General features: G+C 53.1%; 10 protein-coding genes. 6 read left to right on the forward strand and 4 right to left on the reverse strand.

The features are described from left to right. Positions 1-402: 402 nt before the first annotated feature. Entirely contained in the window at positions 403-1,416 is a 1,014-nt protein-coding gene (locus LQ229_RS01945; RefSeq protein ID WP_216540383.1) for a LacI family DNA-binding transcriptional regulator, read from the forward strand. A gap of 177 nt (positions 1,417-1,593) precedes the next feature. On the opposite strand, the gene LQ229_RS01950 is transcribed toward LQ229_RS01945, so the two are convergent. Both LQ229_RS01950 and LQ229_RS01955 read right to left on the reverse strand, forming a co-directional pair. Then, positions 1,594-2,700, reverse strand: coding sequence for an ATP-binding protein (locus LQ229_RS01950; protein ID WP_216540360.1), 1,107 nt, complete (start codon positions 2,698-2,700; stop codon positions 1,594-1,596). Positions 2,701-2,925: 225 nt separating this feature from the next. Then, a complete protein-coding gene (locus tag LQ229_RS01955; RefSeq protein ID WP_216540361.1) occupies positions 2,926-3,336 on the reverse strand; it encodes a hypothetical protein in 411 nt (136 codons plus the stop codon). Between the two features lie 151 nt (positions 3,337-3,487). Between LQ229_RS01955 and LQ229_RS01960 the strand changes: the two genes are divergently transcribed. From LQ229_RS01960 to LQ229_RS01980, 5 genes are read left to right on the forward strand one after another with little or no spacing between them, the layout of a single operon-like run. Continuing rightward, on the forward strand, positions 3,488-3,697 hold the full coding sequence (locus tag LQ229_RS01960) for a hypothetical protein (protein ID WP_216540362.1): 210 nt from the start codon (positions 3,488-3,490) through the stop codon (positions 3,695-3,697). A gap of 19 nt (positions 3,698-3,716) precedes the next feature. Then, positions 3,717-4,304 carry a DUF4912 domain-containing protein gene (locus tag LQ229_RS01965; protein WP_230190796.1) on the forward strand — a complete coding sequence of 196 codons (588 nt, stop codon included), beginning with the start codon at positions 3,717-3,719 and terminating at the stop codon, positions 4,302-4,304. Then, positions 4,301-7,219, forward strand: coding sequence for a 1,4-alpha-glucan branching protein domain-containing protein (locus tag LQ229_RS01970; RefSeq protein WP_230190797.1), 2,919 nt, complete (start codon positions 4,301-4,303; stop codon positions 7,217-7,219). The genes LQ229_RS01965 and LQ229_RS01970 overlap by 4 nt, the downstream gene beginning before the upstream one ends. An 11-nt stretch (positions 7,220-7,230) precedes the next feature. Next, positions 7,231-9,633 carry a sugar phosphate nucleotidyltransferase gene (locus LQ229_RS01975; protein ID WP_230190813.1) on the forward strand — a complete coding sequence of 801 codons (2,403 nt, stop codon included), beginning with the start codon at positions 7,231-7,233 and terminating at the stop codon, positions 9,631-9,633. A 4-nt stretch (positions 9,634-9,637) separates the two neighbouring features. Continuing rightward, complete coding sequence (locus tag LQ229_RS01980; protein WP_230190798.1) at positions 9,638-11,602, forward strand: glycoside hydrolase family 15 protein; 1,965 nt, start codon at positions 9,638-9,640, stop codon at positions 11,600-11,602. Between the two features lie 852 nt (positions 11,603-12,454). Here LQ229_RS01980 and LQ229_RS01985 read toward each other — a convergent pair. Both LQ229_RS01985 and leuB read right to left on the reverse strand, forming a co-directional pair. Continuing rightward, positions 12,455-13,003, reverse strand: a complete 549-nt coding sequence (locus tag LQ229_RS01985; RefSeq protein WP_216540367.1) for a peroxiredoxin — start codon at positions 13,001-13,003, stop codon at positions 12,455-12,457. A 136-nt stretch (positions 13,004-13,139) separates the two neighbouring features. Next, the gene (leuB, locus tag LQ229_RS01990; protein ID WP_216540368.1) at positions 13,140-14,219 is read right to left on the reverse strand and encodes a 3-isopropylmalate dehydrogenase; all 1,080 of its coding nucleotides are present in this window, start codon (positions 14,217-14,219) and stop codon (positions 13,140-13,142) included. Positions 14,220-14,581 lie beyond the last annotated feature (362 nt).

The raw sequence follows: 14,581 nt of genomic DNA on the forward strand, positions 1-14,581 counted from the left end.
TACATCCTGCCGCTTCCCATTTCATAGAGATTGTTTTCATATCGGGTATCGCCAATCACGAAATCGGTTTCGGCACTTTTATTATTACTCACAATTTTTATTTTGTAAAGAACTTCCCTCGAAATTTTGTTGTGATATCTATGTGAACGATGATTAAAACGATTGTATTTTCCCGAAGCAACGCGTATTTTCGGGTTTTATTTTTTTGCTTTCGACGCGGTGAAATCCCCTTTTTTTCTATGCTTTTAAAACTTTTCGACATTTACGAAACTAATTTTCGAAAACGATTGACGAAAATGAAACTTAAATATACAATAATCACGAAAACATTTGCGAAAACTTTTCGAAACTGCTTGTCCGCTTTTAGAACGGGTTCGGAGAAAGGGATGGATTTCGATGAAAATAAATATTAAAACAATTGCGAATTTGGCGGGCGTTTCCGTCTCCACCGTCTCTAAAATTATTAATAATTACAGCGACGTCGGCGAGGAAACGAAGCAGAAGGTTCTCAAAATTATGAAAGAAACCGGATATATTCCTTCCTATACGGCGAAAACGCTGGCTACGAACAAATCGAATCTGGTCGGCGTCGTATTCGCGGGCCATATTAATATCGATTTCACCCACCCGTTTTTCGTCGAGGTGCTGAACGCGTTCAAAAAACAGATGGGCGTGCTCGGATACGATTTGATTTTTTTCTCCAACGAAAAATTTCATCAATCCGGGGAAGATTATTTGGCGCGCTGCCGCCATTTTCAGGTGGACGGCTGCATCATCATTAACGGCACGGAAGTGGAGCCATGCATTTACGAACTGGATCAGAGCGAAATTCCGTGCATCGGCGTCGATATTCAATTAACCGGGAAAAACTCGGGAACGATCATGTCGGACAATTATAAAATCGGGGCGAAAGTGGTAGAGCATTTCTACTTAATGGGATACCGCGATCTCGGCTTCATCGGGGGGCGGCCGGACGCGGAAATTTCGAATATGCGCAAGTCCGGGTTTCTGAACGCGCTCGAAAGCTTCGGCCTGGTCGTCAATGAGAATTGGTTCGTTTACGGGCAGGACTTCTACGAACGGAGCGGTTATGACGCCATGAACGAAATGATCCGCAAAGGCGATTTGCCGCGCGCCGTATTCGCCAGCTCCGACCTGATCGCCATCGGCGCGATGCGCGCGCTCAAGGAGCATAAGCATGCCGTTCCCCATGATATCGCCGTGATCGGCTGCGACGATATCGAAGCGGCGAAATATACGACGCCGTCGTTAACGACGATACGCCAAGATAAAGATAAAATCGGCAAACTGGCCGCGATGATGCTGTACGATATTATGAACAATCAACTGGAAGCGAGCTCCGTCGTCGTCGAGCCTTTGCTGGTCGTTCGCGAATCTTGCGGAAGCGCGGTTTGAAGCTTAGCCATCGGCGGCAACCGCTTATGAAGACCGCTCACACAAAATCCGGTTATTTCGGCGAAACGAGGGAATACGCCCCGACTTTGCCCATATAACCGGATTTTTCTGTTTCGGTTTCACCGAATCGATATGTATGGTTGCGGCTCCTTGCAGCAATTCGCCGGCACAGCCGGGCTAATGTGCGGCCAGAGGCAAAACGATCGTAAATTCCGTCCCCTCTCCTACTTCACTTTGCACTTCTATCGTACCTCCGTGATTTTTAACGATGCGGTCGCTGACCGACATGCCTAATCCGGTTCCGGCTTGCTTTGTCGTAAAAAACGGATCGAACAAGCGGCTCATCGTCAGTTTATCCATCCCCTTTCCGTTATCGCGAATCATAATATGGGCATAGCTGCCCTTTCTTGCGACGCTGATCCGGATCAAACCGTCATGTTCCCTTCGTATGGAACTGATCGCGTCGACCGCATTTTTGATCACATTCAAAATGACCTGCTTAATCTGCTTGACGTCGATCGAGACATATAAAGGGACCGCATGTTCCGCAAAATCGATTTGGCATCCTTTCATCAACGCCTCGCTCTCCGACAGCAAAATCACTTCCTTCACCAGCGAACTGACGGAAATATCCCTCTTCATCGGATCCGTCGGCTTGGACGAATTGAGAAATTCGTAAATGATATCGTTCGCGCGATCGATTTCCGATAAAATGATGCGGGCGTATTCGTCTTTCCCCAATGTTTGCAAATGCGGCCTCAGCAGTTGGATAAACCCGCGGATCGAAGTGAGAGGATTCCGTATTTCATGGGCGATCGCCGCCGCGATTTGCCCGAGCATGGCGAGTTTGTCGTTTTGAACGGCCGTTAGCTCGATTCTTTTGGACTCCGAAATATCCTTGAAGCTGAGCAGTACGTCTCCATCCAGTTGATCTCCGTACGTTACCGTGACAAGCCATGTTCTGCCTTGCGAATCGTTGCATTCGCAATATTTGGAGCATCGGGTGATCGTTTCCTTATAAATGCGGACGATCATCTTGCGCTTGTCCCGCCCCATATACGGATGACGAATAAGTTGGCTTAGAGTGCATCCCAGAAACAGATGCTGCGGGGCGCCAAGCATGCCCTCCATCTGAATATTCATAAAGCATAGCTCTCCGTCGCGATCGAACAAAAGAATACCGCTATCCATTTGCTGAAGTACATTTTCGTACTTTCGGCTTACCAATTGCACCGACAAAGACGATTCCCCCTCTTCTAGCAACGATAGTGTCAACTTAATCATAGTAAACATTTGGCAATTGGGTCAACGGGAGATACTGTCGAAATAATAGAACTTTCCTCTAATTTCGCCACATGCAAGTCGAAATAGATCGCATGCCCCGAACCGGTACCGTTCATTTGCCAAAATCGCTCCCGTTTCGCTTCGGTCCGCTTGCAAAAGAAGATCCGGCGGCAGCAACTTCGCTGACCAACCGGATCTTCCATGGATGCATATGTTTAACATGCGTTATTTGTTTTTTTGCATAAGACGGATACGGCGTTGGCTCATGACGGCCAATCGCTTTTTGAGCTGCATTTGCCAGTGCGTATCGTTCAACTGTTTGGCGACCGTCAGCAAATCGAGCGAAATGTCGATTTGGTTCTGTACGACGTCGAGCGGGTCCTCGTTCTCGCAATTGACGCAATTTTCGTAAATATCGCCGTCCACTTCGCTGACATAATCTTGAAAGTCGACTTCGGAAGCGCCGTCGCCATGAGCGAATTCCGCCAATATCTCATATTCGTTCGCCACCAGATGGTGAACCTCGATGCGATGGCAAACCGGACAAAACAGAAGAGGAACGTTATGGATATGCGTTCGGTAATGTTTGATCGTTCCCTTTGTTCCCATCATACTTGCGCCGCAACAAAAACTCATGCTACCCCTCCCGAGTCAAAACGTCTATTCATCACTTATTCGCCGGGGAATGCGATAATTCCTCTTTTTCAGGAGAAAACGATGAGGTAATAAAACGAGATATCCCGTTCATATAGTTGGGTGATGAATAAAAAGGAGGGGAACTACAGGAATGTTGAACGTCATTCCGATCGGCTCGAAGCAGATCAGTTACTTAATGTACAACGACAACACTTGCGAACTGCTCGCCCATTATCACACGGGAGAAGTCAAATCGTTTAGCTCCGTGCCGCAGGACGATTATGAAATTTTGATCCGTTCGGAGAACCGTTATGACGCATTCGTTCAACTAACCGGCAGACTGGCATTGAAATCATTGTAATCACTGTAAGGAGGAACCTATGTTTTTCAACCAAGCAGCGGATCTGCCCTATTCATACAATTGCGACACATTTCATCTCATGGCGCGGGATCCGGCAACCCTATTCGCTTATTGGGAAGTTTCCACGCGCAAACAGGCGATGACGGCGCGGCATTATCGCATCGATTGGGATGCGATGCCGAAAGCGGTCCGCTTGTACCGCATTAGCGGCGGCCGGGGCGCAGACGCGAACGACCGGCTCCGGCTTACGGAGTATACGGATGTCCGGGTCGAGCATGCGTCCTCATGGTATTTTCGCGACTTGAAGCCGGGCTCTGTCTACGTTGCCGATTTCGGAATGTTCAATCCGTTCGGCCAATTCATCCCGCTGCTGCGCTCCAATCCCGCGTCAACGCCGGCTATGGCCCTGCAAGAAGCGGGTGCGGACGAAACCGACAACGGCGGCGCTTCGCTGCAAATCGTCTTTGACAAGGCAGCGGGAGCGAAGACGCCGGAGTCGACATCGCCTTACGAGACCTTCTCGACGTATACGCTATATTCTGCTTCGAGAACGAAGGCGAAAGATCAAACCGACACTTATTTTTCAAAAGAAGGAGCCAGTACATGAATTTAACCGCACAAGGATACGTTTCTTTGCTTTTGCATGCCCATCTGCCTTATGTGCGCCATCTCGACCGCGACGATTACATGGAGGAACGATGGTTCTACGAGGCGATGACCGAGACGTACTTGCCGCTGATCGATTTGTTCGGCCGGCTGACCCGGGACGGCATTCCGTTCCGGTTAACGATGTCGATGTCCCCCACCCTGCTCGCCATGATGGAAGATCCGCTCATGCAAAATCGGTACGAAGCGCATTTGCGCAAGTTGATCCGGCTGGCGGAGATGGAAATCGAGCGCAATGCGGACGAGGCGTCGATTTTGCCCGTTGCGGCAATGTATTACGAGAAACTGTCCCATTACGCGTCGCTATACCGCGATTGCGGCCGAGATATCATCGCCCCGTTTCGCGAGTATCAAGACGCGGGAGCGTTGGAAATTATCGCTTGCGCGGCGACGCACGCATTCCTGCCGCTTCTGAAGCATCCGGAATCGATCGAAGCGCAAATTGCGCTCGGCGCGGCGGAATACGAGCGCCACTTCCGCCGCAAACCTATCGGCATCTGGCTGCCTGAATGCGGCTATACGCGGGAAATATCGGCCATACTGCACAAGTATGGCATCCGGTATTTTATCGCGGATCACCATGCGCTCGAACATGCCCGTCCTCAACCCAAGCGCGGCATGAACTCGCCCGTCATGACGCAGGAAGGCGTTCATGTCTTCGCGCGGGATCCGGAATCTTCACGGCAAGTGTGGAGCAGCCGCGAAGGATATCCCGGCGATCCCGATTACCGTGAGTATTACCGGGACATCGGTTTCGATCTCGGTTGGAGAGACGCCGAAGAGTGGGAATATATTAAGCCTTTCCTGCTGTCGGACGGCCAGCGTATACATACCGGTTTGAAATATTATCGCGTTACCGGCGATTCGCAACCTAAACAGCCTTACGTCGAACATCGGGCGCGGCGGAAGGCCGAGACGCATGCCCGGCATTTTCTCGAATGCCGCGAACGGCAAATCGGGAGCGGCACGTCTTCATTAGACCGCAAGCCGATCGTACTGTGCCCGTACGACGCCGAACTGTTCGGACATTGGTGGTACGAAGGCCCGTTATGGATCGAAGCGCTGTTTCGCGAACTGGAGCGCCGCCCCTATACGGTTGCCATGGTCTCGCCGTCGGATTATTTGCGCATCTATCCGGAGTCCGAAACGGCGGATATCCCGTTCTCCAGTTGGGGCCGGGGCGGATATGCGGAAGTGTGGCTGCAGGAAGACAACGATTGGATCTACCGCCATTTGCATCGAGCGGAAGAGCGGCTCGGACAGACCGCGTCGCGGCGGCGAAACGAATTATGGGGCTATCCGGAAACGGCGGAGCGGATCCTCAATCAAGCGGTTCGGGAACTGATGCTTGCGCAAAGCAGCGACTGGGCGTTCATCATCGATTCCAAAACCGTTCCAAGCTATGCCGTTAAACGTACGTCGCTGCATATCGCCAACGTTCATCGGCTGCTCGATATGATCGACAGCGGGATATACGAACAAGAAGCGCTGGAGGAGATGGAACGGGCTTTTCCTTGCTTTCCGGCGGCGGATTACCGAATGTATTTGCCCGAAGAACTCCGGCAAGACGGCGACGAGGCCGGAATATTGCGGCCGCCCTCGTTCGGAAAGGGCCCGGCGGCGATCGTCTCCGACCCCGGAGACGAGGGAATGACCGCGCCTCGCTCCGCGGTTCTTCGCAAAACGGTGCTGATGCTTGCCTGGGAATTCCCGCCGCTGATCGTCGGCGGACTCGCGAGAGCCGTTTACGATTTGTCGCGCCATCTCGTAAGCGAGCATGCCGACGTTCATGTCATTACCCGGGATACGCCCGAGGCGCCGGCCTATGAAACGATGGAAGGCATTCACGTCCATCGGGTACGCATATTGCAAACCGCCACGGATATCGATTTTATGGATTGGGTGTTTCAACTGAATGCCGCGATTGCGGATTGCGCCATGGAATTAATCGCGCAAGGCTGCCGGTTTGATTTCATTCACGCGCATGACTGGCTCGTTTATTATGCGGCTGCGGACCTGAAGGGCGCGACCGGACTGCCGCTCATCGCCACCATTCATGCCACCGAGCACGGCCGCAATCACGGCAACATTCATACGGACATTCAGCGCCGCATTCATGAATTGGAGCGGCAGCTCGCCGAAGAAGCGGACCGCGTCATCGTATGCAGCCAGGCGATGGTCAAGGAAATTATGGAACTGTTCGCTTTGCCGCGGCATAAATTGACGCTCATCCCGAACGGCGTCGATGCCGGCGCGGTCGCAGACGCTGCCGATTCGGCTTCATTCCGGCTTCGCTACGCGCAGCCCCATGAGCGTCTGCTGTTCTACGTAGGCCGACTCGTCTACGAGAAAGGGGTGCATGTCTTAATCGAGGCGATGCCCGCTATTCTACAGCATTGTCCCGAGACGAAGCTGGTGATCGCCGGCACGGGGCCGATGAAGCGCGAACTCGTCGACTTGGCCGGCCGGCTAGGGCTGGAACGGCATATTATTTTTACCGGTTTTATTCTTGACGACGAGCGAAACGGGCTGCTGCAAGCCGCCGACGTATGCGTGTTCCCAAGCTTATACGAACCGTTCGGCATCGTGGCGCTGGAAGCGATGCAAAGCGGCACCCCCGTCGTCGTATCCGATACCGGCGGCTTCGCCGAATTGATCGAGCATGGCGTCGACGGCTTCAAAGCTTTGCCGGGACATCGAGAATCGCTCGCATGGCATATTACCGAGATGCTGCTGAACGGAGAGCGTGCGGCCTCCATGGCCGCAGCGGCGCAGCGCAAAGTGAAACGATCGTATCATTGGCAATCCATTGCCGTAACGACGCGACAAGTGTATGAAGGAGTGATGACCCGATGAAAGCTGTTATTATGGCCGGTGGAAAAGGAACGCGCCTGCGTCCTCTTACTTTGGATACCCCCAAGCCTATGGTCCCGCTGTTAAATCGTCCTTGTATGGAATACATTATCGAATTGCTGAAATCGAGCGGCATAACGGATATTGCCGTAACGGTTCAATATTTGCCGGAAGTGATTCGCGGCCATTTCGGAGACGGGGCGGAATTCGGCGTCGACCTTCGCTATTTCGAAGAGACCGAACCGCTCGGGACGGCCGGCAGCATCAAAAACGCCGAAAGCTTCCTGGACGAACCGTTCATCGTTATTAGCGGCGACGCGCTGACCGATTTTCAGTTGCGCGACGCGATCGCCTATCATGGGCAGAAAAAAGCGCTGGCCACGCTCGTGCTGACCAGGGTCCCTACCCCGCTCGAATACGGCGTCGTCATGACGGATCGCGAAGGCCGGATTACCCGTTTCTTGGAAAAGCCGAGTTGGAGCGAAGTGTTTAGCGATACGGTCAACACGGGCATTTACATACTCGACCCGAGCATCTTCGCTTATATGCATCCCGGAGAAATATGCGATTTCAGCATGGATTTGTTTCCGGCGCTGCTGCGGGACAACGCTCCGCTATACGGCTATGTGGCCGAAGGATATTGGTCGGATATCGGCACATTGCAGCAATACCGGCAGACGCAGTTCGATATGCTCGACCGCAAAGTGAACGTTCGCATCGCGGCGGACGAAGTGCTGCCTGGCATTTATATGGAAAACAACATCAACCTGCCCGAGCGCGTCAAATGCATCGGCCCCGCCTATATCGGTACGGACTGTACGATCGAGAACGACGCGATCATCGGGGAATACAGCGTTCTGGGCAAATCGAACCGCGTCTCTTCCGCCGCGGCGACGGAACGTTCCATTATATGGAACGGAAATTATATCGGCCGGCAAAGCGAGGTGCGCGGCGCCTTGCTCTGCCACCGCACCAACATCGGCGACGGCGTCCAACTGCACGAAGGAGTTGTCGTCGGCACGGGGAGCGAGATCGGTTCCAAAGCGACGGTGAAATCGAACGTGAAGATATGGCCGGACAAACGGATTCAATCGAACGCCGTTCTGCACTCCTCCATGATCTGGAACGAGCAGGCCGACAATCAATTGTTCCGAGGCCAAGGAATTAGCGGCGTTCCGAACGTGGATATGACGCCGGAATTTGCCGGCAAGCTCGCGTCGGCTTACGGCTCCACGCTCCGTCGGGGAGCCACGATCGGCATGTGCCGCTCGCCGCATCCGTTCGCCGGCATGATGCAATCGGCTTTCGCGGCAGGGCTGCAATCGGCGGGCATTCACGTCATGGATCTCGGCATAGCTTCCGATGCGGTATGCAGGCACGCCGTCCAAACGCTGCGGCTTGACGGCGCCGTCTATTTGCGGCAGCAGCGCTCCGGCCGCGGTTCGAAGCTGAACATCGAGTTCATCGACAAGCAAGGTTACCCGCTCGCCAAAAACCAGGAGCGCAAAATCGAAAATGCGTACCGGCAAGAAGATTACGCGCGCAGCGAATCGGAGCGGATCGGCCATCTTCGCAGCTATGAGTATGCCGAAGCGGATTATATGCAGGAACTATGCGGCGAAATTCGGTTCCATACGATCGGGGGCTCGGGAATAAAAATCGTCCTGCAGTACGATCCGAGAGATCACGGCAGGCTGATCGAACATTGGTCGCAGCGTCTCGGCTGCAAACGAATCGTCATCCACTCGGACCAGGAGCAAGGAATCGCCTATCATGTCGTCAAGAACGAAGCGGACATCGGCATCCATTTTCACGGAAGCCATCAAGGTGTAACGATTGTGACGCATGAAGGCAAGCCTGTGAAAGACGAACTTCTGCTCGCGCTCAAAGTATTGGCATTCGCCAGAACGGAACGAAGCGGCGTACTCGGCATCCCGGTCAGCGCGCCGCAGATCGTCGAAGCGGTGGCCGCCGGAAGCGGCGTCCGGATCGTCCGTACGAAGGAGAACGCCCGGGCGCTGCTTGAGGCGAGCGAGGATCTTGTCTTTCACCCGCTGCTGGACAACGTATATGCGGTAAGCCTTATTCTTGAAACGTTGGCCAGGGAAAAGCTCGCCTTTGCGGAACTTCTGCGGCATATTCCGGATTTTCATATGGCCAAACAGGAAATACCGTGCGCTTGGGACGATAAAGGAATGATTATGCGTCAAATGATGAGCGAGGCGGAGCATAAAACGATCGAACTCGTCGACGGCATCAAAATATATAGCGAAGAAGGATGGGTATTGATTTTGCCCGATCAGGACGAACCGGCCTTTCGCATCATCGCGCAGGCCAAAACGGCGCTGCATGCGCAAAACATCCTTTCCCGCTACACCGAGCGGATTAAAAATTCGCATCAATCGTTAAGGAAGTGATGGAGTGCCGAGACATCTCGTCGTCGGGAACGGCAAATTATTGGTCAACCTGGATCGAAACGGATATATTCGCGACATCTATTTTCCATATGTGGGTCAGTTGAATCATGTCGGCGGCTATTTGTGCCGCGTCGGCTGCTGGGCGGACGGCCGGTTCACCTGGCTGGAAGATCCGGAATGGGATTTTCGCTTAAGCTATGCGGACGAGTCGCTTGTCACCTCGGTCAGCGCCACCCACCCCGGTTTGGAATTGACGCTCCGTTTCAACGACGGCGTTCATCAACGGGATTGCATCTATTTGAAAAAAATAACGGCGATCAATCATAGCGGCTCGGACCGCGAAATCCGCCTCTTTTTTCACCAAGATCTCGTCATCAACGAAACGGAGGTCGGAGATACGGCCGTCTTCTATCCGTTCAACCGGACGGTCTATCATTATAAAAAAAATATATACTTCATGTTCAACGGCCGGACCGGCGAAGAAGGCATCTATCAATTTTCGACCGGGATCAAAAGGTTCCATCAAGCGGAAGGCACGTGGAAGGATGCGGAGGACGGCCATTTAATGGGAAATCCGATCGCCCAAGGCTCCGTGGACAGTACGATCAGCTTCCGGACGTTCGTCCCGTCGCACGCGCAGCGGGATCTTTACTATTGGTTTGCTGCGGGGCATAGTTTGGAGGAAGTCAAAAAGCTCGATGCGTATGTCAGAGACAGCGGTCCGGACAATTTGTTGAACCGCGTCATGATCTACTGGCAAAGATGGGTGAATAAAACGGAATGGGATTTCGCCGACCTGAACGAAGGCGTCGCCAAGCTGTTCAAGCACAGCCTGCTTATGATCCGCGCGCAATCGGATGCGAACGGCGCCGTCATCGCCGCCAACGATACGGACATTTTGCAATATAACCGCGATCATTACAGTTATATGTGGCCGCGGGACGGCGCGCTGATTGCGCTCGCCATGTCGATGGCCGGATATCACGGGACGACCGCTCCTTTCTACCGTTTCTGCGCCGATGCGCTGACGCCGGAAGGCTGCCTGCAGCATAAGTACAATCCGGACGGCACGGTCGGCTCCAGTTGGCATCCGTATTGGCAGGACGGCAACATTCAGTTGCCCATTCAAGAGGATGAAACGGCGCTCGTACTGTATGCGTTATGGAAAGATTACGAGAGGCACGGCGATATCGAACTGCCGCAGTCGCTCTACCGCTCGCTCATCCGGCCGGCGGCGAATTTCCTGTGCGAACATATGGACCCGGGGCTCGGCTTGCCGCTGCCGAGCTACGATCTGTGGGAGGAACGGTACGGCATATTCGCTTTTACGGCGGCCGCGGTATACGGCGGCCTCGCCGCCGCCGCCGACTTCTCCTCCCTGTTCGGGGACGATCGGCGGGCGCAACGGTACCGGAACGCCGCGGAGAACGTCAAGTCGGCCATGCTGCGCCATTTGTGGAACGAGGAGCATGCTTGTTTCGCGCGCGGCTTATACCGCAAGGACGGAAGTTGGGTCCAAGATATGACCCCGGAGAGCAGCATCGCCGGCATTTTCCGATTCGGCGTGCTGCCCGCTTCCGACGAACGGATGGCCGCGACGATGGAACGGATTCGGCGCAAGCTGACCGTGCAAACCGAAGTCGGCGGCATCGCCCGGTATTACCATGATTACTACTTTCAGCGCAGCGCGGAGATCGATCGCATTCCGGGCAATCCTTGGATCATATGCACGTTATGGCTTGCCGACTACGATATTGCCGCCGCCCGTACGCCCGTCGAGTTGTCCGGCCCGCGCGCGGCGCTGGAGTGGGCCGTGAAGCATAGCATGGAGAGCGGGATGCTGCCGGAGCAGCTGGACCCGTTTACGGGAGCTCCCGTTTCCGTCGCGCCGCTCACCTGGTCCCACGCGACGTTCGTGTCCACCGTCATCGGATACGTGGGCAAATACCGCGCGCTGGCAGGCGGATGACATGCGAATGGCCCCGCTGTATTTCGATACGGCGGGGCCATTCTTTTCCCGGAAGAAGCGGCGGGAACGGTTGAGCTGCGGACCGTAGGTCCGTTATTTTGCCCAAAACGGGCTTTCACGCGGGTACAACGGACAAACCTTATAAAAGACGTTGCAACGCTAATGTTGCATTGCGGACAGAGGATTCCTTATTTGGTAAAAATACGCCCTCTTCGGCATGTTGGAGGACGGAGAAGCCGTTATCTGTGACAAATTGTCTTATTTGGGCGCATTCCGGGTCAATTAGCGGAAGGTGTGTCCGTCAATCACTGAAAAACGCTCATTTAACCAATTTAACGGAACCTGGGTCCGCCAAGTCACACGCAGACGCAGCTTTTCGCATGAACCATTCGCAATACGGACAGATGTTCTGTTATCTGTGATAGAGTTCCGAATTCCTCGGGATTTTGGTAATATAGAGTATCCATATCCGGAAGATAGACATGCAAGTATTTTTTTCTTCATGATTGGAGTACTCCTTTCTAAAAATGGAAGATAGAACTGAAATAATAAAGAATAGTAACAAATCTGCTGGATTTTGTCCAATGTTCTCACCGTTTGGCCGCCGTTACACGGCCTTTCATTGGAATTCATCCAATAGCTTATTGAATAACAGGGCTGAGATGGCGAAAACGGCATGAATGCATTGGAGGTTTTCCAATGGAAACCCGTTCCGGCCGGCAAAATAGCACGATCTATTGGACATTTTCCAATAGACGCGCGGACGCGCAAGCCAAGTTAGAAATGATGTTCTTATTAAGAAAAAGAAGCTCCCGACTCCGCTTTCACAGCGGTTTAGGAGCTTCTTTCCCATTACTTCGCTACAAGATGCTTGTCGCCGGGTTTCCAGTTCATCGGGCACAATCCGCCGGATTGAAGCGCTTGAAGCACGCGCAGCGTTTCATCAACGCTGCGTCCTACGTCGTTGTGGTTCACGACCTGATATTTCAACTCTCCTTCCGGATCGATGATGAATAACCCGCGCAGCGCGACGCCTTCTTCTTCGATCAGTACGCCGTAATCCCGGGCTACGTTCTTCGTAATATCGGAAGCGAGCGGGAAGTTCAACGGGCCGAGGCCGTTGTTTTCCACCGGCGTGTTGATCCAAGCGCGATGGCTGTGAATGGAGTCGACGCTTACGCCCAAAATTTCGGTGTCCAACTTCCGGAATGCTTCGGCGGCATGGCTCAGCGCCGTAATTTCCGTCGGGCAGACGAAAGTGAAATCGAGCGGATAGAAGAACAATACGAGCCATTTTCCTTTGTAATCGGATAACGAAATCGAGCCGAATTGTGTGCCGTCGCCGGATACCGTCTCCATGCTGAAGTCCGGAGCCGGTCTTCCTACGAAACGCTCTGGCATGGTAAATCCCCCCTTCTATTTTCATAATTGTAATTAAACTCGTATTTTATTCAGGCAAAAGCAAAAAAACGATTTCGGGCACAAAAAAGCCAAGGGAACGTATCTTGCTCCCTTGGCCTGTATTCATTACTGCTTATTATGATTTCATCGCGGCAACAATCAGATCGCCCATCGCTTGCGTTCCGATCGCCTTCGATTTGTCCACCGCAATGTCGCCTGTGCGATGCCCTGCGTCCAGGACCGATTTCACCGCGTCTTCGATCGATTGGGCAGCGTTCTCGTATCCGAACGTTAAGCGGAACATGAGCGCAACGGACAAAATCGTCGCAATCGGATTGGCGATGCCTTGTCCCGCAATATCGGGCGCCGATCCGTGCACCGGCTCGTACAAGCCGAAGCTTCCTTCGCCGAGCGACGCGGACGACAGCATGCCGATCGAACCGGTCAGCATGGCCGCTTCGTCGCTCAATATATCGCCGAACATATTCTCGGTCACGATGACGTCGAAGCTCGAAGGACGGCGCAGCAATTGCATCGCGCAATTGTCCACAAGCACATGCTCCAGTTCCACATCCGGATATTCCGGGGCGATGCGGTTTACGACCTCGCGCCATAAACGGGACGTTTCCAGCACGTTCGCTTTATCGACCGAGGCCAGTTTTTTGCGGCGCTTCTGCGCGACTTCGAAAGCTTGTCTGACGATGCGTTCCACTTCATTCACGTTATAGGCGCATGTATCGACCGCTTCTTGTCCGTTCTCCGTTTCGCGGCGGTATTTCTCGCCGAAATAAATGCCGCCCGTCAACTCGCGCACGACGATCAAATCGGTTCCGTCAAGCACTTCCGGTTTCAACGTGGAGGCGTCTTTCAAGCAATCGAACACGACAGCCGGACGGATGTTCGAGAACAGCCCGAGCGCCTTGCGAATGCCAAGCAATCCCGTTTCCGGACGAAGCTCCTTCGGATTGTTGTCCCATTTCGGGCCGCCGACGGCGCCGAGCAACACCGCGTCCGCTTTTTGGCAAATTTCCAGCGTTTCCTGAGGCAGCGGCGTTCCTTTCTCGTCGATGGCGATTCCGCCGAACAAGGCGTGCTCCGTTTCAAATCGGTAGCCGAACAATTCCTCCGTTCGTTTCAGCACTTTTTCCGCTTCCGCTACTACTTCCGGGCCGATCCCGTCGCCGGCGATGACCGCGATTTTTTTTACGTCTGCCATTACGTTCGCTCCTTATCTATCATTCGTCATTCGCTTCAATAAACAAACTTTTACTTATTTTATCGTATTTCCTTAGGCTTGACCAAGATATAAAATCTATCGTCTTCATAGGTTTTATCTATGAAGTAACGTTCGCCGGTTGCATAAACGTCTAAATTATGCGAAAATGAGTAAGTATAACCATAAAACTATTTTCGTTTATTTAGTTTTCCGGCGTGGCCGATTGCGCTTCCCAAGTCCAGCGGTAAGATGTCAAGCCCCTGATTCATGAGAATTGGAAATTTACTTTAAGGAACAGGTCAATGAGTCAGGAAAAAAGACAACACCAAACTAAACCCAGTTCAAAAATCGAGTTTTTACCA

It is taken from the genome of Paenibacillus sp. CECT 9249, from assembly GCF_918697855.1.
Lineage (GTDB): Bacteria > Bacillota > Bacilli > Paenibacillales > Paenibacillaceae > MSJ-34.

Excerpts from the sequence above, each read along its gene's own strand:
- leuB (WP_216540368.1), bottom strand. The coding sequence starts at position 14,219 with ATGGCAGACGTAAAAAAAATCGCGGTCATCGCCGGCGACGGGATCGGC.
- LQ229_RS01970 (WP_230190797.1), top strand. The coding sequence starts at position 4,301 with ATGAATTTAACCGCACAAGGATACGTTTCTTTGCTTTTGCATGCCCAT.
- LQ229_RS01955 (WP_216540361.1), bottom strand. The coding sequence starts at position 3,336 with ATGAGTTTTTGTTGCGGCGCAAGTATGATGGGAACAAAGGGAACGATC.
- LQ229_RS01950 (WP_216540360.1), bottom strand. The coding sequence starts at position 2,700 with ATGATTAAGTTGACACTATCGTTGCTAGAAGAGGGGGAATCGTCTTTG.
- LQ229_RS01985 (WP_216540367.1), bottom strand. The coding sequence starts at position 13,003 with ATGCCAGAGCGTTTCGTAGGAAGACCGGCTCCGGACTTCAGCATGGAG.
- LQ229_RS01965 (WP_230190796.1), top strand. The coding sequence starts at position 3,717 with ATGTTTTTCAACCAAGCAGCGGATCTGCCCTATTCATACAATTGCGAC.
- LQ229_RS01960 (WP_216540362.1), top strand. The coding sequence starts at position 3,488 with ATGTTGAACGTCATTCCGATCGGCTCGAAGCAGATCAGTTACTTAATG.
- LQ229_RS01975 (WP_230190813.1), top strand. The coding sequence starts at position 7,231 with ATGGCCGGTGGAAAAGGAACGCGCCTGCGTCCTCTTACTTTGGATACC.